Annotated in this window: 22 protein-coding genes; 6 read left to right on the top strand and 16 right to left on the bottom strand. The window is 59.8% G+C overall.

Translation table 11 applies throughout. The features are described from left to right. Nucleotides 1-52 precede the first annotated feature (52 nt). The 8 genes from ccoP (C7534_RS12470) to ccoN (C7534_RS12435) all read right to left on the bottom strand — a co-directional run bounded on the left by ccoP (C7534_RS12470) (nt 53) and on the right by ccoN (C7534_RS12435) (nt 6954). The gene (ccoP, locus tag C7534_RS12470; RefSeq protein WP_046027014.1) at nt 53-1036 is read right to left on the bottom strand and encodes a cytochrome-c oxidase, cbb3-type subunit III; all 984 of its coding nucleotides are present in this window, start codon (nt 1034-1036) and stop codon (nt 53-55) included. Then, nucleotides 1033-1218, bottom strand: coding sequence for a CcoQ/FixQ family Cbb3-type cytochrome c oxidase assembly chaperone (locus tag C7534_RS12465; RefSeq protein ID WP_003175465.1), 186 nt, complete (start codon nt 1216-1218; stop codon nt 1033-1035). Before C7534_RS12465 ends, ccoP (C7534_RS12470) begins: the two co-directional genes overlap by 4 nt. A gap of 5 nt (nt 1219-1223) precedes the next feature. Further along, entirely contained in the window at nt 1224-1832 is a 609-nt protein-coding gene (gene ccoO, locus C7534_RS12460; protein WP_027921709.1) for a cytochrome-c oxidase, cbb3-type subunit II, read from the bottom strand. Beyond that, entirely contained in the window at nt 1832-3274 is a 1443-nt protein-coding gene (gene ccoN, locus C7534_RS12455; RefSeq protein ID WP_046027013.1) for a cytochrome-c oxidase, cbb3-type subunit I, read from the bottom strand. The genes ccoO (C7534_RS12460) and ccoN (C7534_RS12455) overlap by 1 nt, the downstream gene beginning before the upstream one ends. A 482-nt stretch (nt 3275-3756) precedes the next feature. After that, nucleotides 3757-4710 (bottom strand): cytochrome-c oxidase, cbb3-type subunit III, encoded by a 954-nt coding sequence (gene ccoP, locus C7534_RS12450; RefSeq protein WP_109785949.1) that lies wholly within the window; start codon nt 4708-4710, stop codon nt 3757-3759. Continuing rightward, nucleotides 4707-4907 (bottom strand): cbb3-type cytochrome oxidase subunit 3, encoded by a 201-nt coding sequence (locus C7534_RS12445; RefSeq protein ID WP_077430575.1) that lies wholly within the window; start codon nt 4905-4907, stop codon nt 4707-4709. The genes ccoP (C7534_RS12450) and C7534_RS12445 overlap by 4 nt, the downstream gene beginning before the upstream one ends. A gap of 3 nt (nt 4908-4910) precedes the next feature. Beyond that, nucleotides 4911-5519, bottom strand: a complete 609-nt coding sequence (gene ccoO, locus C7534_RS12440; RefSeq protein WP_046027010.1) for a cytochrome-c oxidase, cbb3-type subunit II — start codon at nt 5517-5519, stop codon at nt 4911-4913. A gap of 10 nt (nt 5520-5529) precedes the next feature. After that, nucleotides 5530-6954: a cytochrome-c oxidase, cbb3-type subunit I gene (gene ccoN, locus C7534_RS12435; RefSeq protein WP_046027009.1), complete on the bottom strand. Its 1425-nt coding sequence runs from the start codon at nt 6952-6954 to the stop codon at nt 5530-5532. Between the two features lie 97 nt (nt 6955-7051). Here ccoN (C7534_RS12435) and C7534_RS12430 point away from each other — a divergent pair, with 97 nt between their 5' ends. Further along, nucleotides 7052-7732 carry an alpha/beta fold hydrolase gene (locus C7534_RS12430; protein ID WP_109785948.1) on the top strand — a complete coding sequence of 227 codons (681 nt, stop codon included), beginning with the start codon at nt 7052-7054 and terminating at the stop codon, nt 7730-7732. A 13-nt stretch (nt 7733-7745) separates the two neighbouring features. On the opposite strand, the gene C7534_RS12425 is transcribed toward C7534_RS12430, so the two are convergent. From C7534_RS12425 to acnA, 5 genes are all read right to left on the bottom strand, one after another. Then, nucleotides 7746-8165 (bottom strand): type II toxin-antitoxin system YafO family toxin, encoded by a 420-nt coding sequence (locus tag C7534_RS12425; RefSeq protein WP_109785947.1) that lies wholly within the window; start codon nt 8163-8165, stop codon nt 7746-7748. Between the two features lie 6 nt (nt 8166-8171). Then, on the bottom strand, nt 8172-8543 hold the full coding sequence (locus tag C7534_RS32320) for a hypothetical protein (RefSeq protein ID WP_146206170.1): 372 nt from the start codon (nt 8541-8543) through the stop codon (nt 8172-8174). 50 nt (nt 8544-8593) lie between these two features. Next, complete coding sequence (locus C7534_RS12420) at nt 8594-10159, bottom strand: methyl-accepting chemotaxis protein (protein ID WP_109785946.1); 1566 nt, start codon at nt 10157-10159, stop codon at nt 8594-8596. Nucleotides 10160-10262: 103 nt separating this feature from the next. Next, a complete protein-coding gene (locus C7534_RS12415; RefSeq protein WP_109785945.1) occupies nt 10263-11054 on the bottom strand; it encodes a CPBP family intramembrane glutamic endopeptidase in 792 nt (263 codons plus the stop codon). 142 nt (nt 11055-11196) lie between these two features. Further along, complete coding sequence (gene acnA / locus C7534_RS12410) at nt 11197-13938, bottom strand: aconitate hydratase AcnA (protein WP_046027004.1); 2742 nt, start codon at nt 13936-13938, stop codon at nt 11197-11199. A gap of 222 nt (nt 13939-14160) precedes the next feature. On the opposite strand from acnA, the gene rlmM reads away from it, so the two are divergent. Beyond that, nucleotides 14161-15234 carry a 23S rRNA (cytidine(2498)-2'-O)-methyltransferase RlmM gene (gene rlmM / locus C7534_RS12405; protein ID WP_046027003.1) on the top strand — a complete coding sequence of 358 codons (1074 nt, stop codon included), beginning with the start codon at nt 14161-14163 and terminating at the stop codon, nt 15232-15234. A gap of 208 nt (nt 15235-15442) precedes the next feature. Next, nucleotides 15443-15694, top strand: a complete 252-nt coding sequence (tusA, locus tag C7534_RS12400; RefSeq protein WP_046027146.1) for a sulfurtransferase TusA — start codon at nt 15443-15445, stop codon at nt 15692-15694. 48 nt (nt 15695-15742) lie between these two features. Here the strand turns inward: tusA and C7534_RS12395 are convergent, their stop codons facing one another. After that, nucleotides 15743-17152, bottom strand: coding sequence for an MATE family efflux transporter (locus C7534_RS12395; protein WP_109785944.1), 1410 nt, complete (start codon nt 17150-17152; stop codon nt 15743-15745). Between the two features lie 324 nt (nt 17153-17476). Here C7534_RS12395 and pdxB point away from each other — a divergent pair, with 324 nt between their 5' ends. Beyond that, entirely contained in the window at nt 17477-18619 is a 1143-nt protein-coding gene (gene pdxB, locus C7534_RS12390) for a 4-phosphoerythronate dehydrogenase PdxB (protein ID WP_109785943.1), read from the top strand. 166 nt (nt 18620-18785) lie between these two features. Here the strand turns inward: pdxB and C7534_RS12385 are convergent, their stop codons facing one another. Beyond that, a complete protein-coding gene (locus tag C7534_RS12385) occupies nt 18786-18965 on the bottom strand; it encodes a PA1571 family protein (RefSeq protein WP_046027000.1) in 180 nt (59 codons plus the stop codon). A gap of 252 nt (nt 18966-19217) precedes the next feature. Here C7534_RS12385 and C7534_RS12380 point away from each other — a divergent pair, with 252 nt between their 5' ends. Then, the gene (locus C7534_RS12380; protein ID WP_109785942.1) at nt 19218-20996 is read left to right on the top strand and encodes an ABC transporter transmembrane domain-containing protein; all 1779 of its coding nucleotides are present in this window, start codon (nt 19218-19220) and stop codon (nt 20994-20996) included. A gap of 141 nt (nt 20997-21137) precedes the next feature. On the opposite strand, the gene C7534_RS12375 is transcribed toward C7534_RS12380, so the two are convergent. Further along, on the bottom strand, nt 21138-23066 hold the full coding sequence (locus C7534_RS12375; RefSeq protein ID WP_109785941.1) for a transglycosylase SLT domain-containing protein: 1929 nt from the start codon (nt 23064-23066) through the stop codon (nt 21138-21140). 213 nt (nt 23067-23279) lie between these two features. Between C7534_RS12375 and C7534_RS12370 the strand changes: the two genes are divergently transcribed. Continuing rightward, nucleotides 23280-25199: an ATP-binding cassette domain-containing protein gene (locus C7534_RS12370; protein ID WP_109785940.1), complete on the top strand. Its 1920-nt coding sequence runs from the start codon at nt 23280-23282 to the stop codon at nt 25197-25199. The last annotated feature ends 33 nt before the right edge of the window (nt 25200-25232 follow it).

Raw genomic sequence — 25232 nt, 5'->3', positions numbered from 1 at the left:
CCCCGCCAATTCTCATTGGCGGGGCCGTTTTTTGTTGCATCAGGCGTTTGCCTTACTGAGCGTCTGCCGCCGGAGCCTTCTCACCGTGAGAAAGGCTGTAGACATAAGCAGCCAACAAGTGAACCTTGTCGTTGCCTTGCAGTTGCTCTTGCGCAGGCATCTGGCCCTGACGGCCGTAACGGATGGTCTGCTGCAGTTGAGCGAAGCTCGAACCGTAGATGAACGCGGCCGGGTGGGTCAGGTTGGGTGCGCCCATCGCTGGCGTACCTTTGCCTTCCGGACCGTGGCAGGCCACGCAGTTGGCAGCGAACAGCTTTTGACCGGCAACCGGGTCAGCCTTGGTGCCTTCCGGCAGTTTGCGGCCATCGAGGTTGGTCAGGACAAACGCCGCGACGTCGGAAACGCCTTGCTCGCCGATCACGTCAGCCCACGCCGGCATGACCGCGTGACGGCCGCCCATGATGGTGGTCTTGATGGTTTCCGGCTCGCCGCCCCAGCGCCAGTCGGCGTCGGTCAGGTTAGGGAAGCCATAAGCGCCTTTGGCGTCGGAACCGTGGCAAACCGAGCAGTTGGAGGCGAACAGGCGGCCACCCATCTTCAAGGCTTGCGGGTCTTTGGCGACTTCTTCGATAGGCATGGACGCGAATTTGGCGAAAATCGGGCCGAACTTGGCGTCCGACTTGGCCATTTCCTTTTCCCATTCGTGAACGCCGGTCCAGCCGGCCTGGCCGTTGGCGAACGCGGTCTGCTTCTCGTTATCCAGGTAGTTGTAACCCGGCAGCAAGCCTTTCCAGTTGCCCAGGCCCGGGTACAGGACCAGGTAGCCCAAGGCAAAAATGATGGTGCCCACGAACAGCATGAACCACCATTTTGGCAGTGGGTTGTCGTACTCCTCGATCCCGTCGAAGGAGTGGCCAACCGTTTCGTCCGTCTGCTCGGTGCGCTGGCCCTTGCGGGTGGACAGCAGCAGCCAGGTCAGGGCGAAGATGGTGCCGAGACTGAGGACTGTGACGTACAGACTCCAGAACGTAGTCATTCTTTGTTACTCCTAGAAGCTTGCTCGACGTGCTTGATGGCTTCGGGATCATCCGCGAAAGGCAGCAAGGTCGCGTCTTCAAACTCCGACTTGCGCTTGGGGCTGAACACCCACAACGCCAGACCGATGAAGGCCACCATCACAACAACGGTGCCCAGGCCACGAATCATCCCGATATCCATCTAAATCACCGTTTGCTTTTGATGATGGTGCCCAGGCCTTGCAGATAGGCCACCAGCGCGTCCATTTCGGTTTTGCCCTTCACAGCATCCTTGGCACCGGCGATGTCTTCGTCGGTGTAAGGAACGCCGAGCGTGCGCAAGACTTCCATTTTCTTGGCGGTGTCTTTGCCGTCGAGCTTGTTTTCCACGAGGAACGGGTACGCCGGCATTTTCGACTCGGGCACGACGTTGCGCGGGTTGTACAAGTGCGCACGCTGCCAGTCATCGGAGTAACGACCGCCGACACGGGCCAGGTCCGGACCGGTACGCTTGGAACCCCACAGGAACGGGTGATCCCAGACGCTTTCACCGGCAACCGAGTAGTGGCCGTAACGTTCGGTTTCAGCGCGGAACGGGCGGATCATCTGCGAGTGGCAGCCGACACAACCGTTGGCGATGTAGATGTCGCGGCCTTCCAGTTCAAGGGCGGGGCGCGGCTTCATGCCTTCGACCGGCTTGTTGGTGACGTCCTGGAAAAACAGCGGAACGATCTGGGTCAGGCCGCCGATGCTGACGGCGATAACCATGAAGAAGGCCAGCAGGCCAATATTCTTCTCGACTGCTTCATGCTTCATCAGTGAGCTCCAACTACAGCAATCTGTTCGGCGGCTGCAGCTTCAGCCGGGTTCGAGGCACGTACGGTGCGCCATACGTTGTAGGCCATGAACAGCATGCCGCTGGCAAAGAACGCACCGCCCAGGGCGCGAACGATGAAACCAGGGTGGCTGGCTTGCAGCGCTTCGACGAACGAGTAGGTGAGGGTGCCGTCATCGTTGATTGCACGCCACATCAGACCCTGGGTAATGCCGTTGACCCACATCGACGCGATGTACAGAACGGTACCGATGGTCGCGAGCCAGAAGTGCGTGTTGATCAGGCCAGTGCTGTGCATCTGCGCGCGACCGAACAGCTTCGGAATCATGTGGTAGATCGCGCCGATCGAGATCATCGCTACCCAGCCCAAGGCACCGGCGTGTACGTGGCCGATGGTCCAGTCAGTGTAGTGAGACAGCGAGTTGACGGTCTTGATGGCCATCATCGGACCTTCGAAGGTCGACATGCCGTAGAACGCCAGCGACACGACCAGGAAACGCAGGATCGGGTCGGTGCGCAGCTTATGCCAGGCGCCCGACAGGGTCATCATGCCGTTGATCATGCCGCCCCAGCTCGGAGCCAGCAGGATGATCGACATCGCCATGCCCAGCGATTGTGCCCAGTCCGGCAGAGCGGTGTAGTGCAGGTGGTGCGGACCGGCCCAGATGTACAGGGTGATCAGCGCCCAGAAGTGCACGATGGACAGGCGATACGAGTAGATCGGACGCTCGGCCTGCTTCGGAACGAAGTAGTACATCATCCCCAGGAAGCCGGTGGTCAGGAAGAAACCTACGGCGTTGTGGCCGTACCACCACTGGATCATCGCGTCAGTCGCACCCGAGTAGGCCGAGTAGGACTTGAACAGGCTGACCGGCAGCGACATGTGGTTGACGATGTGCAGCATCGCGGTCACGACAATGAACGCGCCGTAGAACCAGTTACCGACATAGATGTGCTTGGTCTTGCGCTTGACGATGGTGCCGAAGAACACCAGTGCGTAAACGATCCAGACAATGGCCAGCAAAATTGCCAGAGGCCATTCCAGCTCAGCGTATTCCTTGGTGGTGGTGTAACCCAACGGCAAGGTGATGCCTGCACCGACGATCACCGCTTGCCAACCCCAGAAGTGGAAGGCTGCGAGGCTGTCGGAAATCAGTCGCGTTTGGCAGGTTCGCTGCACGACGTAATAAGAAGTGGCAAACAGTGCACAACCACCGAAGGCGAAAATCACCAGGTTGGTGTGCAACGGGCGTAGGCGTCCAAAAGTCGTCCACGGCAGACCGAAGTTCAATTCCGGCCATACGAGCTGTGAAGCGATGAAGACACCGAGCCCCATGCCAAGGATCCCCCAGACCACCGTCATGATGGCGAACTGGCGGACTACCTTATAGTTATAAGCAGTCGGACTGATTGCTGTGCTCATTCTAAGGTTCCACGGTTTGGGTGTTTTATTAGGAGTAAAAATCGGCCGCAAGTATGGAGAAAGCAGGGGGTCATTGCAACGCGCCATGACCTGGGTCAATGCTTTCAAAAGCTGATTCTGCGGCCTTTCCATGCGCCGCGTAAGGACAAAATTGCCCGTGGGCAAAATGTCGCAGCGAACGAAAATGATGAGGGGGCCAGGTCAGATGTAACGGAGTGTGTTGAAACGCAACGATCCAGTGACCGATGGCAATTGGCGCGACAGCCGGTATCTACCAGCCTTTGCGGGTTGTCATCGGACAGAATTGTCGAACACATCGGCTAAAAACGACCCGGAACCGGCTCATGCCAGTCCGCACGGAGCAAGCTTAGACCCGAATCTGGCGAACCGAAAGAAAGAGCAGGGGGAGGGTGCGACAATGAGTCGCAAAGGGGCAGGGAACTGCCGCATTGCGCAGAATGCGGCAGCAGAGCGGTCCAGATTTATTCGTTCTTGCCTTCAGCCTGCAAACGCTCGGTGTTCAACCCGTGGGACAGGCTGAACACGTAAGCCGCCAGCAATTGCACTTTGTCGTTGCCGAGCAATTCGTTCTGCGCCGGCATATGGCCCTGGCGGCCATGACGAATCGTTTGTTCAAGCTGGGTCAGGCTCGTACCGTAAATGAAACCGGTCGGGTGCGTCAGGTTCGGCGCGCCCATGGCTTGCGTACCCTGGCCGTTTGCCCCGTGACACGCGGTGCAGGTGGTGCTGAACAGTTTCTGTCCGGCTTGCAGGTCGGCGCCGTTGTCGGCAGGCAACGGCAGGCCGGCCAGGTCATGACGCACATACGCGGCGACATTCTTCACACCCGCCTCGCCGAGGATTTCACCCCAGGCCGGCATTGCGGCCATGCGCCCGCCCATTATGGTGGTCTTGATGGTGTCCGCCGCGCCGCCCCAACGCCAGTCGCTGTCGGCCAGGTTCGGGAAGCCGAACGCGCCCTTGGCATCCGAGCCGTGGCAGACCGAGCAGTTGGACGCAAACAGGCGGCCGCCCATTTTCAGCGCTTGCGGGTCCTTGGCCACTTCTTCCACGGGCATGGCGGCAAATTTGGCGAAGATCGGCCCGAACTTCGCGTCGGCCTTGGCCATCTCCTTTTCCCATTCATGCGCGCCGGTCCAGCCGTTTTCATAGCCCGGCAAGATGCCTTTCCAGTTGCCCAGGCCCGGATAAAGGATCAGATAACCCACGGCAAACACCAACGTGCCGGCAAACAGCATGAACCACCACTGCGGCAGCGGGTTGTCGTATTCCTCGATGCCGTCGAAGCTGTGGCCCATGGTCTGGTCGACGCTGCCCTTGGTTTCGCCCTTGCGAGTGCCGATCAGCAGCCAGGTCAGGCCGATCAGGCTGCCGATGGTCAGCACGCAGATCCACGTACTCCAGAAGGTGGTCATGGCCGGGTACTCCTTGTTTCAGGTTCTTGGGTGGCGTCATCGGGTTTCGGTTCGTCGGCGAACGGCAGCAGGCATGCTTCGGCAAATTCCGGATTGCGCTTGCTGTTGAACACCCACAACGTCAGCCCGACGAAAGCCACAAACACCACGACCGTGCCCAGGCCGCGGATCATTCCAGTGCTCATTTCAATGACCATGGCTCACCTCTTGCTCTTGATGGCAGTGCCGAGCACTTGCAGATAGGCGACCAGGGCATCCATTTCGGTCTTGCCCTTGAGTGAGGCGACGGCGCCTGTGATGTCGTCGTCGGTGTACGGCACGCCAAGGGTGCGCATTGCCTTGATCTTGGTTTCGGTGTGGCTGCTGTCGAGTTGATTGGCCACCAGCCACGGGTAGGCGGGCATTTTCGATTCCGGCACCACGTTGCGCGGGTTGTACAAGTGCGCGCGGTGCCAGTCTTCCGAGTAACGTCCGCCGACCCGGGCCAGGTCCGGACCGGTACGTTTCGAGCCCCACAGGAACGGGTGATCCCAGACGCTTTCCCCGGCGACCGAGTAGTGGCCGTAGCGTTCGGTCTCGGCGCGGAACGGGCGGATCATCTGCGAGTGGCAGCCGACGCAGCCTTCGCGGATATAGATATCGCGACCTTCCAGTTGCAGGGCGGTGTAGGGCTTCATGCCTTCCACTGGTTTATTGGTCACGTCCTGGAAGAACAGCGGGACGATCTGGGTCAGGCCGCCGATGCTCACTGCCAGTACCATCAGCAACAGCAGCAGGCCGACGTTTTTTTCGATTGTTTCGTGTTTCATGGCGGACTCCTCAAGCCATCTGCGCGGCAGCGGCGACGTCGGCGGGCTGCGAGGCCCGCACGGTGCGCCAAGTGTTGTAAGCCATCAGGAACATGCCGCTGAGGAAGATCGCCCCGCCTACCAGCCGCACGATGAAGCCTGGGTGACTGGCCACCAGCGTTTCGACGAAGGAGTAGGTCAGCGTGCCGTCTTCGTTGACGGCGCGCCACATCAGGCCCTGAGCGATGCCGTTGACCCACATCGAGGCGATGTACAGCACGGTGCCGATGGTAGCGAGCCAGAAGTGCGCGTTGATCAGGCCGATGCTGTGCATCTGCTCGCGGCCGAAGACTTTCGGAATCATGTGGTACAGCGCACCGATGGAAATCATCGCCACCCAGCCCAGAGCGCCAGCGTGAACGTGGCCGATGGTCCAGTCGGTGTAGTGAGACAGTGCGTTGACGGTCTTGATGGCCATCATCGGGCCTTCGAAGGTCGACATGCCGTAGAACGCCAGCGACACCACGAGGAAGCGCAGGATCGGGTCGCTGCGCAACTTATGCCAGGCGCCCGACAGGGTCATCATGCCGTTGATCATCCCGCCCCAGCTGGGTGCCAGCAGAATCAAGGACATCACCATGCCCAGCGACTGTGCCCAGTCCGGCAGCGCGGTGTAGTGCAAGTGGTGCGGACCGGCCCAGATGTACAGGGTGATCAGCGCCCAGAAGTGCACGATGGAGAGGCGATAGGAATACACCGGACGTTCGGCCTGCTTCGGAACGAAGTAGTACATCATCCCGAGGAAACCGGCGGTGAGGAAAAAGCCCACGGCGTTGTGGCCGTACCACCACTGCACCATGGCATCGGTCGCACCGGCGTACACCGAGTAGGACTTGGTGAAACTGACCGGCAATTCCATGTTGTTGACGAGGTGCAAAATGGCCACGGTGATGATGAACCCACCGAAGAACCAGTTACCGACATAGATGTGCTTGGTCTTGCGCTTGACCAGCGTGCCGAAGAACACGATGGCGTAGGCGACCCAGACGATGGTGATCAGGATGTCGATCGGCCATTCCAGCTCGGCGTATTCCTTGGAGCTGGTGTAACCCAGCGGCAGGCTGATCGCTGCCAGCAGGATCACCAGTTGCCAGCCCCAGAAGCAGAACGCGGCAATTTTCGGCGCGAACAGCTGCGTTTGGCAGGTGCGTTGCACCGAATAAAACGAACTGGCGAACAGGGCGCAACCGCCGAAGGCGAAGATCACCGCGTTGGTGTGCAACGGGCGCAACCGGCCGAAACTGGTCCACGGCAGATTGAAGTTGAGTTCGGGCCAGACCAATTGGGCCGCGAGAAAAACCCCGAGCCCCATGCCGACGATGCCCCACACCACCGTCATAATGGCGAATTGGCGGACCACCTTGTAGTTGTAGGCGGTACTGATAGAAGTGTTCATGGTTCCCCATCCACGGTTCAGCCGAAGTGAAGGCGTCTCGCAAGGCAATGACGCTCCCTTCGCCTGGAGTTATAGGCAGACTAAAAGCGAGGCAAGCATGGACAAACAGCACAAGGCCAGTATTGACGGGGATCAATGGGCGCAGTGCACGCGCGATCATGGATGGTTATGGAATGCGGCTGTCACGCCGGCCTCGGCGACGCTGATTCTCGCCCACGGTGCCGGTGCGCCGATGGACAGCGACTGGATGAGCGATATGGCGCAACGCCTTGCTGCACAAGGCGTCAACGTGTTGCGCTTTGAGTTCCCGTACATGGCGCAGCGGCGCACCGAGGGCGGTAAACGCCCACCCAATCCGGCGCCGAAACTGCTGGAATGCTGGCGCGAGGTGTATGGCGAAGTGCGACGTCATGTCACTGGGCCGCTGGCCATCGGTGGCAAGTCCATGGGCGGGCGGATGGCCAGTTTGCTGGCGGATGAGTTGGGCGCGGAGGCGCTGGTGTGCCTGGGTTATCCGTTCTATGCGGTGGGTAAGCCCGAGAAACCGCGGGTCGAACATCTGGCTGGGTTGAAGACGCGGACGTTGATTGTGCAGGGCGAGCGGGATGCGCTGGGCAATCGGGAGGCGGTCGAGGGTTACGCGCTATCGCCGAACATCGAGGTGATGTGGCTGGCGGCGGGGGATCATGACTTGAAGCCGTTGAAGGCGTCGGGGTTTACGCATGAGCAGCATTTGGCGGCTGCGACGGGGAAGGTGGCTGAGTTTTTTGGGGCATGACTACTCCGTCGGGTCAAAGATCGTCCAGATCGGGAAAGATAATTTTCCCCATCACCCAAGGCTCAACAATCTCGCAATTCACTGTACGCAGAAATGAACCCCATTCCATTCGATTATGGGCATCCGGGCCGGTGACGGTAAGCAATAGGTACTCGTCCCGAAAGGCGTCATAGGCATAGATCAGCCAGAAGTCATTGTCAGGGTCGTTGACCAATGCTGTGCGGTAATACTGGCGTTCGATTTTCGCCCATCGCACTTGAGTCGTGTGAGTACTTGCCAAGTGAATGTGGTGCATGTCGTTCAGATCGAGTCGTTCGTCCCGTCCGAAAATTGCTGGCAGTTCGTTGCACACTTTGTAGTTATAAAAGTGTGCCGCGAAGTTTTGCCAGTTGATTAATTGTTCGAAAATCGCGGAGATTTTGACGGTTGGCATCCAGGCCTACTTTGTAATGGGTAGCCTGCCTGTGATCACAAATTTATCGAACACTTTCTGTCCATCACGTGCGGCTTGCCGAACATCCAGGAATGTCAGTTCATCACGAACAACCTTTTTGTTGGGTTTGTCGATTTTTTTGGTGGTGGCCATCGGAGCCTCCGAAGGATGTGTATTCATACCGGCCAGCTTATGTGAATAGTTTTTGACCGGCAAACAATAGAACCTGCCCCCCAATGCGTACAAGTCGGCGGATTCTGGCGATGTTGTAGGCAGTGTCAGCGTCGGTTGAATGAGTTTGTCGTTAGCAGTCATGGTTTCTTCGCTGGCTGCCAATGAAGAAGCCAACCCAAGCTGCTTCATTTTCAGAGCGGCCACAAAAAACCCGGAAGCTTTCGCTGTCCGGGTTTTTGGTCTCACCAGTGCAATCAGCGGTTAAACCGCTCCACCAACGAATACTGGGTATTCGCGGTCTTCGTCAGTTCTTCACTCAGCAATGCCGAGTTCTGCGCTTGCTCGGACGTCTGGTCCGCCAATTGCGAGATGTTGCTGATGTTGCGGCTGATTTCTTCGGCCACCGCGCTTTGCTCTTCGGTCGCTGCCGCGATCTGGGTGGTCATGTCGGTGATGTTGGCCACCGCTTCGCTGATGCCCACCAGCGCCTGGTCCGCTTCCAGCACCCGTGCCACGCCTTCTTCAGCCTGACGATGCCCGGCTTCCATGGTCTGCACGGCCGTGCTGGCAGTTTGTTGCAGCTTGGCGATCAGGCTATGGATCTGCCCGGTGGATTCGCTGGTGCGTTGCGCCAGTTGGCGGACTTCGTCAGCCACCACCGCAAAACCACGCCCCATTTCACCGGCGCGGGCCGCTTCAATGGCCGCGTTCAAAGCCAGCAGGTTGGTCTGGTCGGCGATGCCTTTGATCACGTCGACCACGCCGCCGATTTCGTCGCTGTCCTTGGCCAACTGGGTCACGGTCAGGCCGGTTTCGCCGACTACCACCGACAGGCGCTGAATGGCTTCGCGGGTTTCCCCGGCGATGTCGCGACCGCGACCGGTCAGGCGATTGGCTTCCTGCGTGGCGTCGGCGGTGCGTTGTACATGGCTGGCGACTTCCTGAGTGGTGGCCGCCATCTGGTTGACGGCGGTGGCCACTTGCTCGGTTTCCACGCGCTGGCGTTCCAGGCCGCTGGAGCTGTTGTGCGCCAGGGCGTCGGACTGTTTCGCCTGATCGGTCAGGTGCTCGGCGGTGTCCTGCAGACGGGTCAGGCAGGTTCTCAAGCGGGCTTCCTGGCTGAGGATCGACATTTCCAGTCGCGCCTGAGCGCCACGGCTGTCGGTGTACATCTGCGCGATCAGCGGGTCGGACGTGGTCTGTTCGGCCAGGCGCAGCAGGCGCTTGAGGCCGCGCTGTTGCCAGCTCAACCCCATCAGGCCCAGCGGCACCGACAGGCCGGCGGCCAGGGCAAAGCCCCATTGCGACGTCAACGTGGCCCCGATCATGAAGCTTAGCTGGCTGACCAGAATGAACGGCAGCCAGTCCTGAAGCACCGGCAGCCATTTATCAGTGGAGGGGATGGCCGACTTGCCTTGGTTGATGCGTTGGTAGAGTGCTTCGGCACGCTGAATCTGTTCGGCAGTGGGCTTGATCCGCACCGACTCGTAACCGATCACCTGTTTGCCTTCGAAAATCGGTGTCACGTAGGCGTTAACCCAATAGTGATCACCGCTTTTGCAGCGATTCTTGACGATGCCCATCCATGGCAAGCCTTGTTTGAGTGTGTCCCACATGTGCGCGAACACCGCGGCCGGAACGTCGGGGTGACGGACCAGGTTGTGCGGTGCGCGGACCAGTTCCTCACGAGAAAACCCGCTGATCTCCACGAACGCGTCGTTGCAGTAGGTGATCATGCCCTTGGCATCGGTGGTGGAAATCAACCGTTGCTGGGCCGGGAAGGTCCGTTCGCGTTGTGTAATGGGCTGGTTGTTACGCATGGCTTTCTCAATCTGCAAGGCTTTGAAAGGTTGTCGGCGGTGGCAGGCATTAGTTGAAATTATTTTTTAATAATCAGCAGTGCGTCGCAAAACGAGAATTGCCTCAGCCCGCGAGCATGGGATAAGTGAAGAACGCGAAGTGCAGCAGGTTCAGGCCGAAATGGGTGGCGATGGCTGCACCCAGGCCGCCGAAGCGATAGGCCAGGCCGTACCCGACACCGGCGAGACTGGCCAGCAGCCCCCATTGCCAGCCCGCCCCCAGATGCACGAGGCCAAACAGCAATGAGGTCATTAACAAGGCGAGGTTTTCGCCATGGGGCAGGTGCTGGAAGCGACGACTCAGGCCACCCTGCAGATACCCGCGAAACAGGGCTTCCTCCACGAGGGTGACCAGCAGCAGATTATTCAGCAGCCACAGCCAGGCGTGATCCGGCCATTTCGGCGCCCAACTGATCATGCCCAACAGCAACGCGCCACCCAAGGCCAGCACGGCACTGAGCGTCAGGGCGAGGGCAGTGGCGTAGATTCCAAGTCGTAAAGAACGCCGGCCGACAATCCACGGACAAGCCAATAGCAGCCAGAAGCCGATCAGGGGTTTGTCCTGATTCAAATACATTGAAAAAGGCACGGCATCGTCGGTGAGGCGTTGAGGGGCAATGCCGCGACCGTTATAGAAACCGGGAAGCCAGTGCAATGCCAGCGCCAGGGCCAGGATCACGAACAGACCGTGACCGAGGTAGTGGGCGACGGGGAGTTTTTGTTGGCGGACGGCAACACCGGCCACTAGCAGCAACGCCACGGAAACAACGGCCATCCAGCCAAGTTGGCCGTAGGTCAAAGCGAGGGTGTAGCCGAGGGAGAGCAGGGCCAGGTAGCTCCATGGCAGGGCGAGCATGTGAAGTCCTTGTGTACAAATTTTGCGGAACGCCTCGGGCCTCAGTGGTTTTGTGCCGAGCCTACAAAGCGGGGGGATTATAGGGGCGCGCGCGGCACAAACAAAAACACCGCCCGAAGGCGGTGTCTGTGTCCGCAAGCGCTTAAGAGGCAATCAGTTGCCGCAACACGTAATGCAAGATCCCCCCGGACTTGAAGTACTCGACTTCATTGAGTGTGTCGATCCGGCACAGCACTTCGATCTTTTCCTTGCTGCCATCTTCGCGGGTGATGACCAGTGTCAGGTTCATCCGCGGCGTCAGCTCTACGCCAGTCAATCCGAGGATATCCAGCGTCTCCTTGCCACTCAGTTTCAGGATCTTGCGGTTCTGATCGAGTTTGAACTGCAACGGCAACACACCCATGCCGACGAGGTTGGAGCGGTGAATCCGTTCGAAGCTTTCGGCGATGACCGCTTTTACGCCCAGCAGGTTGGTGCCCTTGGCTGCCCAGTCGCGGCTTGAGCCGGTTCCGTATTCCTGGCCGGCAATCACCACCAGCGGCGTGCCCGACGCTTGATAACGCATGGCCGCGTCGTAGATCGGCATTTTCTCCATCGTGGGGATATAGAAGGTATTGCCGCCTTCTTCGCCGCCGAGCATTTCGTTGCGGATACGAATGTTGGCAAAGGTGCCGCGCATCATCACTTCGTGGTTGCCACGGCGGGAGCCGTAGGAGTTGAAGTCGCGCGGCTCCACGCCTTTGTTGCGCAAGTACTGTCCGGCCGGGCTGTCGGCCTTGATATTGCCGGCCGGGGAGATGTGGTCGGTTGTTACGGAGTCACCCAGCAGGGCAAGGATTCTGGCTTCGGCGACGTCCTTGACCACGGGTGGCGGTCCGCCGATGCCATCGAAAAACGGCGGATGCTGAATGTAAGTCGAGTCATCCTGCCAGACATAGGTCGCTGCTTGCGGGACCTGGATGGCCTGCCATTGTTCGTCGCCGGCAAATACTTGGGCGTATTCCTTGTGGAACATGGCGGTGTTGACCTGATTCACCGAGTCGGCGATCTCTTTGCTGCTCGGCCAGATGTCGCGCAAGTACACCGGGTTGCCCTCCTTGTCGTTGCCCAGCGGTTCGCTGCTGATGTCGATGCGCACGGTACCGGCCAGCGCATACGCCACGACCAGCGGCGGGGAGGCCAGCCAGTTGGTTTTCACCAGTGGATGCACACGTCCCTCAAAGTTGCGGTTGCCCGACAAAACCGAGGCAACGGTCAGGTCAGCGGCCTGGATGGCTTTTTCGATGGGCTCCGACAGCGGGCCGGAATTGCCGATGCAGGTGGTGCAGCCGTACCCGACAAGGGCAAAACCCAACTCATCGAGATAGCGTGTCAGGCCCGCTGCCTTGTAGTAGTCAGTGACCACTTTGGAGCCCGGCGCCAGTGAGCTCTTGACCCACGGTTTACGCATGAGACCTTTTTCAATGGCCTTTTTCGCCACCAGACCCGCCGCCATCATCACGCTCGGGTTGGAGGTGTTGGTGCAGGAGGTGATCGCGGCAATCACCACCGCGCCGTTTTTCAATCGATAGGTCTGGCCGCCGTGTTCGTAGTCGGCTTCACCGGCCAGATCGGCATTGCCTACTGCGACACCGCCGCCGCCTTCACTTTCCAGTCGACCTACTTCCTTGCTGGTGGGTTTGAATTGCAGGTCGATGAAGTCGGTGAACGCCTGCGCGACATTGGGCAATGAAACGCGATCCTGTGGACGTTTTGGCCCGGCGAGGCACGCTTCGACATTGGCCATGTCCAGCGCCAGGCTGCCGGTGAACACTGGTTCCTTGCCCGGCAAGCGCCACAGGCCTTGAGCCTTGCTATACGCCTCGACCAGTTTCACCGTTTCCGGCGGCCGGCCGGACAAACGCAAATACTCCAGCGTCACATCGTCTACCGGAAAGAAGCCACAGGTGGCGCCGTATTCCGGGGCCATGTTGGCGATGGTCGCGCGATCGGCCAGCGGCAGGTCGGCGAGGCCGTCACCGTAGAACTCGACGAATTTGCCGACCACACCTTTCTTGCGCAGCATCTGGGTGACGGTCAGCACCAGGTCGGTGGCGGTGATGCCTTCCTTGAGTTTACCGGTGAGCTTGAAGCCGATCACTTCGGGGATCAGCATCGACACGGGTTGGCCGAGCATCGCTGCTTCCGCTTCGATTCCGCCGACGCCCCAGCCGAGGACGCCAAGGCCGTTGATCATGGTGGTGTGGGAGTCGGTGCCGACCAGCGTGTCGGGGAAGGCATAGGTGCGGCCGTCCTCGTCCTTGGTCCAGACCGTGCGGCCCAGGTATTCCAGATTGACCTGATGGCAGATCCCGGTGCCCGGTGGCACTACGCTGAAGTTGTCGAATGCGCTCTGGCCCCAGCGCAGGAATGCGTAACGCTCACCATTACGCTGCATTTCAATGTCGACGTTTTGTTCGAAGGCGCTGGAACTGCCAAATTTGTCGACCATCACCGAGTGGTCGATCACCAGGTCCACCGGCGACAGCGGATTGATGCGCTGCGGATCGCCGCCGGCCTTGGCCATGGCGGCGCGCATGGCTGCCAGGTCGACCACGGCGGGAACGCCGGTAAAGTCCTGCATTAGTACGCGGGCGGGGCGGTACTGGATTTCGCGGTCGGAGCTACGCTCCTTGAGCCACGCGGCAATCGCCTTGAGGTCGGCACCGGTGACGGTTTTTTCATCTTCCCAGCGCAGCAGGTTTTCCAGCAGTACTTTCAACGACATGGGCAATGTGTCGAGATCACCGAGGCTCTTGGCGGCCTCGGGCAGACTGAAATAGTGGTAGGTCTTGTCGTCGACTTGCAGGGTTTTAAGGGTTTTCAGGCTATCGAGAGAGGGCATTACGATCACTCCTTTAAGTCCGCACGGCTACGGACTGAGGGGATGGGCAGAGCATTAAACCTAGCCCTGTTTTAAGTAGCTGGCTAATAACTGGACTCTATGGCCAAGTCCAAGGTTCCGAACTCGGCTATCATGCGCCGGTTTTCGTGACAGGCTTTGCTTCAACGCAAGTCTGGGCATCGCGCAGTGGTTGAATGTCTCGCCATCTGCCCAGGAGTAAAAATGAACACCCTCTTTATGCATTGCCGGCCGGGCTTCGAAGGCGAAGTCTGTTCCGAGATTTCTGAACACGCGGCGCGTCTGAACGTGGCCGGTTATGCCAAGGCCAAAACCGCCAGCGCCTGCGCCGAGTTCATCTGCACCGAAGAAGACGGCGCCGAGCGCTTGATGCGTGGCCAGCGTTTCGCCGAGCTGATCTTCCCGCGCCAATGGGCTCGCGGAATTTTCATCGACCTGCCGGAAACCGACCGCATCAGCGTAATCCTCGCGCACATGGCGGACTTTCCGCTGTGCGGCAGCCTGTGGCTGGAAATGGTCGACACCAACGATGGCAAGGAACTGTCGAACTTCTGCAAGAAATTCGAAGGTCACCTGCGCAAGGCGCTGATGGCCGCCGGCAAACTGGTGGAAGATGCGCACAAACCGCGCCTGCTGCTGACGTTCAAGAGCGGCCGTGAAGTGTTCATGGGCCTGGCCGAGTCAAACAACTCGGCGATGTGGCCGATGGGCATTCCGCGCCTGAAATTTCCGCGTGAGGCCCCGAGCCGTTCGACGCTGAAGCTGGAAGAGGCCTGGCATCACTTCATCCCACGCGATCAGTGGGATGAGCGTCTGCACAGTGACATGACCGGCGTTGACCTTGGCGCTGCCCCCGGTGGCTGGACCTGGCAACTGGTCAATCGCGGCATGCTGGTGACCGCTATCGACAACGGCCCGATGGCCGAAAGCTTGATGGACACCGGTCTGGTGCAACACTTGATGGCCGACGGTTTTACTTTCAAGCCCCGCCAGCCGGTGGACTGGATGGTCTGCGACATCGTCGAGAAGCCGGCGCGTAACGCTGCGATGCTGGAGGAGTGGATTGGCGAGGGGCATTGCCGGGAAGCGGTGGTCAACCTCAAACTGCCAATGAAACAGCGTTACGCTGAAGTTAAGCGTTTGCTGGAACGCATCGCCGACGGCTTCAAGGAGCGCGGTATCCGGGTCGAGATCGGCTGCAAACAGCTGTACCACGATCGCGAAGAAGTGACCTGCCATTTGCGTCGGCTGGATGTGAAGAAACCCAAGTCCCGCTGATTCTCACGGACCCCTGTGGGAAAGAGCTTTTGTGGGAGCCGGGCTTGCCCGCGATGCAGGCGACTCGGTTTGACGTCGAACCCGGTTGATGCCATCGCGGGCAAGCCCAGCTCCCACAACAGCTGACCCCCACAGGGGCGGCGGTATGCCACAGATGACCGAACACCCGGCAATGCGCGACAATGCCGGCCAGTTTCAGGAGTTAATCATGAGTGAAATGTTTGATACGCCGGTCGACGGCACGCTCGACGCCACCGGCCTCAATTGCCCGGAGCCAGTGATGATGTTGCACCAGCACATCCGTGACCTGGTGCCTGGCGGTCTGCTCAAGGTGATCGCCACCGACCCGTCGACCCGTCGCGACATTCCCAAGTTCTGTGTGTTTCTCGACCACGAGTTGGTGGGGCAGCACGAAGAGGCTGGCACCTACCTCTACTGGATTCGCAAGAAGCTCGATTAACGGGCACAAAAAAAGGGCCTGCAAACGCAGGCCCTTTTTTGTATTCGCTCATCCCGCCGAATGGCTGATGCGAATTCGCTTGCGTGCACTGCGCGCCAGGCGGATCGACAGCATCACGGCTGCGCAACTCAAGCCCACGATCAAACCTTGCCACAGGCCGCTCGGGCCGCTCGGCGCGCCGAACCAATCGGTCAGGCCCAGCGCGTAACCCACCGGCAAACCAATCCCCCAGTAAGCGAACAGGGTCAGGATCATTGTCACGCGCGTGTCCTGATAACCGCGCAAAGCGCCGGCCGCTGTCACCTGGATCGCATCGGAAAACTGGAACAACGCCGAGTACACGATCAGCATGGCAGCCACGCGAATCACCGTCGGGTCAGCGGTGTAGATCGCTGCAATGTGCTCGCGCAGCAACAACATCATGCTTGCGGAAAGGCAGGCATACGCCAGCGCCGTGCCCATGCCGACACCGGCGGCGAAACGTGCCTCGCGTGGCTCCTGGCGACCGAGGGCCTGGCCGACCCGCACCGTCACGGCCATGCCGAGGGAATAAGGGATCATGAACACCAGCGAGCTGAAGTTCAGGGCGATCTGGTGCCCGGCCACCACGGTGGCGCCGAGGCTGCCGATCAGCAGCGCAATCACCGCAAAAATGCTCGACTCGGCGAACACTGCGATGCCGATCGGCAGGCCGATGCCCAGCAAGCGTTTGATCACCGACCATTGTGGCCAGTCGAAACGACTGAACAACTGGCTCGACTGATAAGCCGGCGCCCAGCGCTCCCAGCCGGCCATGCCCAGCGCCATCACCCACATCACAATCGCGGTGGCCCAGCCGCAGCCGACACCGCCCATGGCCGGCACACCGAAGTGGCCGTAGATGAAGATGTAATTCAGCGGGATGTTCAGCGCCAACCCGCACAGGCCAAGCACCATCGCCGGGCGCGTGCGGCCCAGGCCATCACTGAAACAGCGCAATACATGATAGAAGGCGACGGCGGGCAAACCGCTGGCGATGCCGTGCAAGTACTGCATGCAGGGGCCGATCAATTCGGGATCGACGTTCATGATGTGCAGGATCGGCTCGGCGCTGAACAGGATGCCGGTCGCCATCAAACCGACCACCAAGGCCAGCCAAAGGGCCTGACGCACAATCGGGCCGATCTCGCTGTGGGTGCCGGCGCCAAAACGCTGGGCGACTTTGGGTGTGGTGGCCAGCAAGGTGCCGGTCATCAGCAGAAACACCGGGACCCAGATCGAGTTACCCAGCGCTACGGCCGCCAGATCGCGAGGCCCGACCCGGCCTGCCATCACCGCATCGACAAAGCCCATGGCAGTGGTCGCCAGTTGCGCGATCATGATCGGCAGCGCCAGCGTGAGCAGGTTTTTCAGCTCCAGGCGAACCCGGGCCGGGCGGGTGAGGGAGAGTGTGGCGGGGTGGTCAGTCACGGAATTCAAGGGCGAAACGTCCAAAGGTTTTAATGCGCAAGGCGACGCATTCTACGCCCTGACGCAGTGGTCAGGAAAAGTCCTGTGTTAGGGATTTGTAATCATATTCCGGACGTTGCGACATGCCCTGTAGCAGCTGGCGAAGCCTGCGTCCGGCTGCGAAGCAGTCGTAAAGTCAGACGATGGGGTGTTTCAGTAAGACCGCAAACTCAGGTTTTACGACTGCAGCGCAGCCGGACGCAGGCTTCGCCAGCTGCTACAAGGATGCGCAATGCCTGCTGGCTCAGTACAGGCATCTGCGCCTACACTGCCGATCCGCCAAAGGAGCCTGCCATGCTGATTGTTGCCGACGAAAATATCCCGCTGCTCGATGCCTTCTTCTCAGGTTTCGGTGAAATCCGCCGGGTACCGGGACGGTCCATCGACCGCGCCACCGTCGAACAAGCCGATGTGTTGCTGGTGCGCTCAGTGACCAACGTCAATCGTGCCTTGCTCGAAGGCAGCAACGTGCGTTTTGTCGGTACGTGCACCATCGGCACCGATCACCTGGACCTGGATTACTTTCAGCGCGCCGGCATCACCTGGTCCAGCGCGCCCGGCTGCAACGCCCGGGGCGTCGTCGACTATGTGCTGGGCAGCCTGTTGACCCTGGCTGAAATCGAAGGGGTCGACCTGACCCCGCGCACCTATGGCGTGGTCGGTGCCGGCGAAGTGGGTGGGCGACTGGTCAAGGTCCTGAAAGGCCTGGGCTGGAAAGTGCTGGTGTGCGATCCGCCCCGGCAAGCGGCTGAAGGCGGCGACTTCGTCAGCCTCGAACAGATCATCGAGCAGTGCGATGTCATCAGTCTGCACACGCCCTTGAAGAAAAGCGGCGCGCAGTCGACCTGGCATCTGTTCGATCAAAACCGTTTGAACCAGCTCAAGCCTGGCACCTGGCTGATCAACGCCAGTCGTGGCCCGGTGGTCGACAACGCCGCCCTGCGCCAGGTGTTGCTGGAGCGCGAAGACCTGCAAGCCGTGCTCGACGTTTGGGAAGGCGAGCCTGAAGTCGATGTAGCGCTGGCTGAGCTGTGTGTACTGGCAACACCGCACATTGCCGGATACAGCCTTGATGGCAAACAGCGTGGGACGGCGCAGATTTATCAAGCGTATTGCGAGTTTCTCGGGCAACCGGCGCCCATCAGCCTGAATGATTTGCTGCCGGCGCCGTGGTTGTCGCAAGTGACCTTGAATGCGCAAACAGACCCTGCGTGGGCGTTGGCCATGTTGTGCCGTGGCGTGTACGACCCGCGCCGTGACGATGCGGACTTTCGGCGCAGCCTGGTCGGTAATGTGAGCGAACAGCGCGCAGCGTTTGATGTGCTGCGCAAACACTATCCGTCGCGTCGGGAGATTGATGGGTTGCAGGTGCGGATTGAGGGGGATTCAGCTGAGTTGCGCAAAATCGTGGCGGCGTTGGGTGCTGTGACAGTCTAGGGACCGAGTCGGCCCTATCGCGGGCAAGCCACGCTCCCACAGATCTTGAGTCATCCACCCAACCTGTGGGAGCGTGGCTTGCCCGCGATAGGGTGCGCAGCACCCTCAAAAATCACCCATAAAAAACCCGGCCCTTCAGGGCCGGGTCAAGAAGACGGTGGCTATATCACTTTTGTTTGGCAGGCTTGACCAATCGCTTTTCCAGTTCGCTGCACGCTTGCTGGATCATGTCTTCAGTGATCGGTACTTCGCGGCCCTGTTCATCGATAATCGAGCAACCCAGAGACTGGTCTGGCTGCGTGCGGATCACTTGAATCTTGTCATCGCTGCTGTGTTGCAAGGACATGGCCTGTCTCCTCATCAGGTTGTGTGCTTACTCTAAAACCCTCAGGTGACCGGGCTATGACAACTCCCTGCGATCTTTCCCGACGGAAACATCAGTCCACCAGAAATTTAAAAACGTTGCTACCCGGACTTTAGACCAATAGCGTCTAGAGACTAGTCGTCGCGGTCATATTTAACCTGACTCATTGTGATTTACAGGGTTCAACCGCTGGCGGTGTAGGCTGGCTACAACCTTTGCATACTGGATACTCCGATGCTCTCTGCCCGTTACCGCCGTGCGATCCGCCTGACCAGTCGCTTTCTTGTGCCTTACCGCTGGCAAGCCCTTGGCGCGCTGCTCGCATTGATTGTCACCGCCGGCATTACCTTGTCGATGGGGCAGGGCATTCGCATGGTGGTGGATCAGGGGTTCATGACCCGATCACCGCACTTGCTCAATCAGTCCATCGGCTTGTTCATGGTGTTGGTGGTCGGGCTGGCGGTCGGCACCTTTGCGCGTTTTTACCTGGTGTCGTGGATCGGCGAGCGCGTGGTCGCTGACATCCGCCGGCAAGTATTCAACCATCTGATTTACTTGCATCCGGGGTTCTATGAAAACAATCGCAGTTCCGAGATCCAGTCGCGGCTGACCGCCGATACAACGTTGCTGCAATCGGTGATCGGCTCTTCGTTGTCGCTGTTCCTGCGCAACACGCTGATGATCATCGGCGGGATTGTGCTGCTGTTCATCACCAACCCCAAACTCACCAGCATCGTGGTCGTCGCATTACCGCTGGTCATCGCCCCGATTCTGATTTTCGGCCGCCGGGTGCGCAGTCTGTCGCGCCTGAGCCAGGACCGTATCGCTGACATCGGTAGCTACGTCGCTGAAACCCTCGGCCAGATCAAGACGGTGCAGGCCTACAACCATCAGGTCCAGGACGAGCAGCGTTTCGCCGTGACGGTGGAAGAGGCGTTCAACACGGCTCGTAAACGTATTTTTCAGCGAGCCTGGCTGATTACGCTGGTGATCGTGCTGGTGCTGGGCGCGGTGGGCGTCATGTTGTGGGTCGGCGGCATGGATGTGATTGCCGGTCGGATCTCGTCCGGTGAACTGGCGGCATTTGTTTTCTACAGTCTGATCGTGGGCAGTGCGTTCGGCACCTTGAGCGAAGTGATCGGCGAGTTGCAGCGTGCAGCGGGCGCGGCCGAGCGGATTGCTGAGTTGCTGCGCTCGGAAAACATCATCCAGGCGCCGAGCTCTGGCCTGGTGACCTTGCCGGAGCGGGTGAAGGGCGATCTGGTTCTACAAGATGTGCGTTTTTCCTACCCGTCGCGTCCGCAAAGCTACGCGGTCGATGGTTTGAGCCTGACCATTAACGCGGGCGAAACCCTGGCCCTGGTCGGCCCCTCCGGTGCCGGTAAATCCACCGTGTATGACCTGCTGCTGCGTTTTTACGATCCGGCCGCAGGGCGAATCCTGCTCGATGGCGTGCCATTGACCCAGCTCGACCCACTCGACCTGCGCCGTTGCTTCGCCCTGGTTTCGCAAAACCCGGCACTGTTTTTTGGCAGCATCGAGGAGAACATTCGCTACGGCAATCCAGCGGCGACCCCGGCGCAAGTTCAGGAGGCCGCAAAAATTGCCTACGCCCATGAATTTATCGAGCACATGCCCAATGGCTACCAGACCCATCTCGGCGACGCAGGGCTGGGTTTGTCGGGTGGTCAGCGCCAACGCCTGGCCATCGCTCGGGCGTTGCTGGTGGACGCACCCATCCTGCTGCTCGACGAAGCCACCAGCGCACTCGATGCGCAAAGTGAACACCTGATCCAACAGGCCCTGCCGAGCTTGATGAAAAACCGCACCACCCTGGTGATCGCCCACCGTTTGGCCACCGTGAAAAACGCCGACCGGATTGCCGTGATGGATCAGGGTAGGTTGGTGGCGGTGGGCACGCATCAGGAGTTGATTGCGAGCAATGCGCTGTATGCGCGGTTGGCGGCGTTGCAGTTCAGTGATGGCAAGGCCGAGCTTGGTCTTCACCTGTAAGCGTCGTGTAGGAGATGTGTAGGAGCTGTCGAGTGAAACGAGGCTGCGATCAAAAATTCGCAGCCTCGTTTCACTCGACAGCTCCTACACATCTCCTACAACACCGGTTCCGCGCTGTTCCTGTTTAACGGGCGCTACCGGTCACTGATCGTCGAAGAACCGTTCATGCCATTCCACCAGCGGTTGGGGCGTGTTGAGCTTGTGACCGTAGATCACCGAATACGACAGCACGTTCTGTACGTATTGGCGGGTTTCGTCGAACGGGATGCTTTCCACCCACACGTCGTAGCTCAGGTGATCGGCACCACGTAGCCATTGGCGTACGCGGCCCGGGCCGGCGTTGTAGGCGGCGGAGGCGAGGACGCGGTTGCCATTGAACTGGCTGTGGACCTGGCTCAGATAAGCGGCGCCGAGCTGGATGTTCTTGTCCGGGTCAAGCAGCTGCTGCGGCGAGGAGTACGGAATGCTGAACTTGCGCGCGGTTTCCTTGGCGGTGGCAGGCATCAATTGCATCAGGCCTGTGGCGCCGACACCAGAGCGGGCGTCGTCCATAAAGGCACTTTCCTGACGGGTGATGGCGAATGCCCAGCTCGAATGGATACCGCGGTTTTTGGATTCGCGGACCAGCGCATCGCGGTGGGCCATCGGGAAGCGGATGTCCAGATCGTCCCAGTACTGCGCCTGACTGATGGTGCGAATCGCCGGGAAATACCATTTCAGGTCATAGGCCAATTTGGCCTGGGCAACCATTTCGTCGCGGCTGAAATGACGGCTGACGTAGTACCACTCCCGGCGCCCGTCGGCGATCTGTCCACGGGCGTGCAACTCCAGGGCGCGGCGTACGCCAGGGGTGTTACGCACCTTGTTGGTCAACGCTTGGCTCAATACCAACGGTTTGTTGACCAGCGAATAGGGCGACTGCGAACGATCGGCCGCCATGAAGCCATAGAAATCGCGCTCGTGAGCGAGGTTTTTATAAAGCGTTTGCGGTTCCGCGTTCTGTGGCTGGGCCAGTTCGAGGCTGCGGGCCTGCCAGTAACGCCAGCGATTGGTAGTCGCCAGGTCCTGCGGCAAACGCCGGGTCAATTGATAGGCATCGTCCCAGCGGGCCAGGCGCAACAGTAGCCGCATGCGCCATTCGGACACGGTGTTGTCGCGCAGTTCCGGGTCGTACTTGGTCATCACGTCCAGTGCGCGGCTGTCGAAACGCCGTGCGAGGGTCAGCCCGATTTCCCGGGCGATCGCCACTTTTTCATCGCGGGAGAAGTGCATGCTGCTGGCATAACCGTCCAGCAGGTCCATGGCCTTGTCCGGGTCTTGCTTGGCCAGGCGGCGCAGGCCGAGGCTGACGATGTCGGACATCGGTTCGTCGGCCGGGGTGAAGCGCGAAGGCTGGTTGAGTAGCTCAGGCTTTTGCGCCACATCAATCAACAGCTGACCGCGAGGGGCGAGGGTGGTCAGGCCGTTAACGAGGCTTTTGGCCAGCGGATAATTGCGTGCCTGGGCAGCGAGTTTGGCGCGCTCCCAACGTTTTTGCTCGGTCAATTGACCTTCGGCGGCCCATTGCCCGAACAGTGCATCGCAGGCCTCAGGTTGGGATTTGCCGGTCAGCCAGAGCTTGTTGGCGTTGGCGTAACCTTCGGTCTTCTGGTTATGACTGATCTGATACTGCGCATTCAGGCAGTCCAGTTCGGTGAAGTTGAGCTTGGGGTCGTAATACTTGACGAAGGTCGCCCAGTCGCCACGGTCAGCCAGCCAGCGCAGCCAGCGCAATTTCATCCAGTTGGCTTGCGGCAGGTCACCGTGCTCGGCGAGGAATTTTTCGATTTCGGCATTGCTGGCGGTTTTTAGGCGCGCGGTCAATTCGTCGTAGGCCAGATAGGGCTCCAGCGGGTAATCCCTGAGGGCCTGGCTGTAACGGAAGTAGGGACCGGAATCGCCCTTGGCCAAGGCACGCTTGGCTTCATCGTAATACTGACGCTGGGTGGACAGGTCCACCGCCTGGGCTGATTGGACGGCAGTGGCAGAAAGAAGCAGACAAGATAAAAGACTGAAAAGGCGACTGCGCATGAGACGTCCGGGCAGAGAAATCATGACAAGTGCGGGCAATGCCCGCACTGAATTGTCTGTAGCTTAGCCTTTTGCCAGCAGCAGGCGAAAGCTTTGCGGGCCTGTCAGCATAAGTTCGCAACATTTGTTGTGCAGAGTGCTTCGAGAGTGAAATTGCCGGCCTTCTGAAGCCTCAAGTCAGGTAGAATGCGCGCCCGGTTTTTGGAGAAGCTCATGACCCTGCTCAAATTCAGCGATGTGTCCCTTGCTTTCGGCGCTATGCCGTTGTTGGACAAGGTGTCCTGGCAGATCGCCCGTGGTGAGCGGGTGTGCATCATCGGCCGCAACGGCACTGGCAAGTCCAGCATGATGAAGCTCGTCAAGGGCGACCAGAAGCCCGATGACGGCTCCGTCTGGCGTGCACCCGGACTCAAAATTGGCGAATTGCCGCAAGAATTGCCGGTAGCCGACGAGCGGACCGTGTTCGACGTGGTTGCCGAAGGCCTGGACGGCGTCGGTGCGTTGCTCGCCGAATACCATCACCTGAGCCAGAACATCGTTACCGACGCCGATCTGGACAAGCTGATGCACGTCCAGCACGACCTCGAAGCCCGCGATGGCTGGCGTCTGCAGCAACTGGTCGACAGCACGTTGAGCCGTCTGCAGTTGCCAGCCGACAAGACCCTCGCCGAGTTGTCCGGCGGCTGGCGTCGTCGCGTCCTGTTGGCCCAGGCCCTGGTTTCCGAACCGGACCTGCTGCTGCTCGACGAACCGACCAACCACTTGGACATCGGTGCAATTGCCTGGCTTGAAGAAGCGCTGAAGGATTTCCAGGGCGCCGTGCTGTTCATCACGCACGACCGTTCATTCCTGCAAAACCTCGCGACCCGCATCCTCGAACTGGATCGCGGCGGCCTGATCGACTGGAACGGCGACTACGCCAGTTTCCTCGTGCACAAAGAGGCCTCGCTGGCGGCTGAAGAAACTGCCAACGCGCTGTTCGACAAGAAGCTGGCTCAGGAAGAAGTCTGGATCCGCCAGGGCATCAAGGCCCGTCGCACCCGTAACGAAGGCCGTGTCCGCGCGTTGAAAGCCCTGCGCGTCGAACGCAGCGAACGTCGTGAGCGCACCGGCAAGGCCAACATTCAGCTGGATACCGCTGACAAGTCCGGCAAGCAGGTGATGGTCCTCGAGAACGTGAGCTTTGCTCACCCGGGTGGCCCGTTCCTGATCAAGGATTTCTCGATGGTCCTGACGCGCGGCGACCGTATCGGTCTGCTCGGTGCCAACGGTACCGGCAAGACCACACTGCTGAAGCTGATGCTCAGCGGTCTGCAGCCAACCAGCGGCACAGTGGAAGAGGGGACGCGCATCGACGTCGCCTACTTCGACCAGTTGCGCCATCAGCTGGACCTGGAAAAGACCGTGATCGACAACGTGGCCGAAGGTCGCGACTTCATCGACATCGATGGTCAGAGCCGTCACGTGCTGAGCTACCTCGGCGACTTCCTGTTCAGCCCGCAGCGTGCCCGCACGCCGGTCAAGGCGCTGTCCGGTGGCGAGCGTGCCCGTTTGTTGCTGGCGAAGCTGTTCAGCAAGCCGGCGAACCTGCTGGTCCTCGACGAACCGACCAACGACCTCGACGTCGAAACCCTCGAGTTGCTGGAAGAGGTCCTGCTGACCTTCAACGGCACCGTGCTGATGGTCAGCCACGACCGGGCATTCCTCGACAACGTGGTCACCAGCACCCTGGTCTTCGAAGGTGAAGGCAAGGTTCGTGAGTACGTCGGTGGTTATCAGGACTGGCTGCGTCAGGGCGGTTCGCCGCGTCTGCTGGGCGTGACCGAGAGCAAATCCGGCAAAGCCGACCTGACCTCCGCAGTCGTAACGGCTGAAGCGGCGCCCGTGGTTGCCGCTGTTGAAGCGCCGGTGGCGAAGAAGAAGCTCAGTTACAAATTGCAGCGTGAGCTGGAAATGTTGCCGGCTCAGATCGAAGCCATGGAGCAGCAGATTGCGGCGGTTGAAGCGCTAATGGCCGATGCCGCTTTCTATCAGCGTCCTGCTGCCGAGACCGCCGCGGTGATCGCGCAGTTGGAGCAGTTGCAGGCCGAGCTCGAAGTGATGGTCGAGCGCTGGGCCGAACTGGATGCCTGATTGATCCTGCTGTAAAAAAGCCCGGCGTTCAGT

The sequence above is a fragment of the Pseudomonas sp. OV226 genome (genome assembly GCF_003148705.1).
Classification (GTDB): Bacteria; Pseudomonadota; Gammaproteobacteria; order Pseudomonadales; family Pseudomonadaceae; genus Aquipseudomonas.
This window is presented reverse-complemented; position numbering and strand designations above follow the sequence as displayed.

What these genes read in the sequence shown, in the direction of transcription:
- C7534_RS12415 (WP_109785945.1), bottom strand. Translation starts at nt 11,054, where the DNA reads ATGCTCGCCCTGCCATGGAGCTACCTGGCCCTGCTCTCCCTCGGCTAC.
- C7534_RS12380 (WP_109785942.1), top strand. Translation starts at nt 19,218, where the DNA reads ATGCTCTCTGCCCGTTACCGCCGTGCGATCCGCCTGACCAGTCGCTTT.
- C7534_RS12385 (WP_046027000.1), bottom strand. Translation starts at nt 18,965, where the DNA reads ATGTCCTTGCAACACAGCAGCGATGACAAGATTCAAGTGATCCGCACG.
- acnA (WP_046027004.1), bottom strand. Translation starts at nt 13,938, where the DNA reads ATGCCCTCTCTCGATAGCCTGAAAACCCTTAAAACCCTGCAAGTCGAC.
- C7534_RS12425 (WP_109785947.1), bottom strand. Translation starts at nt 8,165, where the DNA reads ATGCCAACCGTCAAAATCTCCGCGATTTTCGAACAATTAATCAACTGG.
- ccoP (WP_046027014.1), bottom strand. Translation starts at nt 1,036, where the DNA reads ATGACTACGTTCTGGAGTCTGTACGTCACAGTCCTCAGTCTCGGCACC.
- C7534_RS12465 (WP_003175465.1), bottom strand. Translation starts at nt 1,218, where the DNA reads ATGGATATCGGGATGATTCGTGGCCTGGGCACCGTTGTTGTGATGGTG.
- rlmM (WP_046027003.1), top strand. Translation starts at nt 14,161, where the DNA reads ATGAACACCCTCTTTATGCATTGCCGGCCGGGCTTCGAAGGCGAAGTC.
- ccoO (WP_046027010.1), bottom strand. Translation starts at nt 5,519, where the DNA reads ATGAAACACGAAACAATCGAAAAAAACGTCGGCCTGCTGCTGTTGCTG.
- ccoN (WP_046027013.1), bottom strand. Translation starts at nt 3,274, where the DNA reads ATGAGCACAGCAATCAGTCCGACTGCTTATAACTATAAGGTAGTCCGC.
- C7534_RS12445 (WP_077430575.1), bottom strand. Translation starts at nt 4,907, where the DNA reads ATGGTCATTGAAATGAGCACTGGAATGATCCGCGGCCTGGGCACGGTC.
- C7534_RS12430 (WP_109785948.1), top strand. Translation starts at nt 7,052, where the DNA reads ATGGACAAACAGCACAAGGCCAGTATTGACGGGGATCAATGGGCGCAG.
- C7534_RS12370 (WP_109785940.1), top strand. Translation starts at nt 23,280, where the DNA reads ATGACCCTGCTCAAATTCAGCGATGTGTCCCTTGCTTTCGGCGCTATG.
- ccoO (WP_027921709.1), bottom strand. Translation starts at nt 1,832, where the DNA reads ATGAAGCATGAAGCAGTCGAGAAGAATATTGGCCTGCTGGCCTTCTTC.
- C7534_RS12420 (WP_109785946.1), bottom strand. Translation starts at nt 10,159, where the DNA reads ATGCGTAACAACCAGCCCATTACACAACGCGAACGGACCTTCCCGGCC.
- ccoN (WP_046027009.1), bottom strand. Translation starts at nt 6,954, where the DNA reads ATGAACACTTCTATCAGTACCGCCTACAACTACAAGGTGGTCCGCCAA.
- tusA (WP_046027146.1), top strand. Translation starts at nt 15,443, where the DNA reads ATGAGTGAAATGTTTGATACGCCGGTCGACGGCACGCTCGACGCCACC.
- C7534_RS12375 (WP_109785941.1), bottom strand. Translation starts at nt 23,066, where the DNA reads ATGCGCAGTCGCCTTTTCAGTCTTTTATCTTGTCTGCTTCTTTCTGCC.
- pdxB (WP_109785943.1), top strand. Translation starts at nt 17,477, where the DNA reads ATGCTGATTGTTGCCGACGAAAATATCCCGCTGCTCGATGCCTTCTTC.
- ccoP (WP_109785949.1), bottom strand. Translation starts at nt 4,710, where the DNA reads ATGACCACCTTCTGGAGTACGTGGATCTGCGTGCTGACCATCGGCAGC.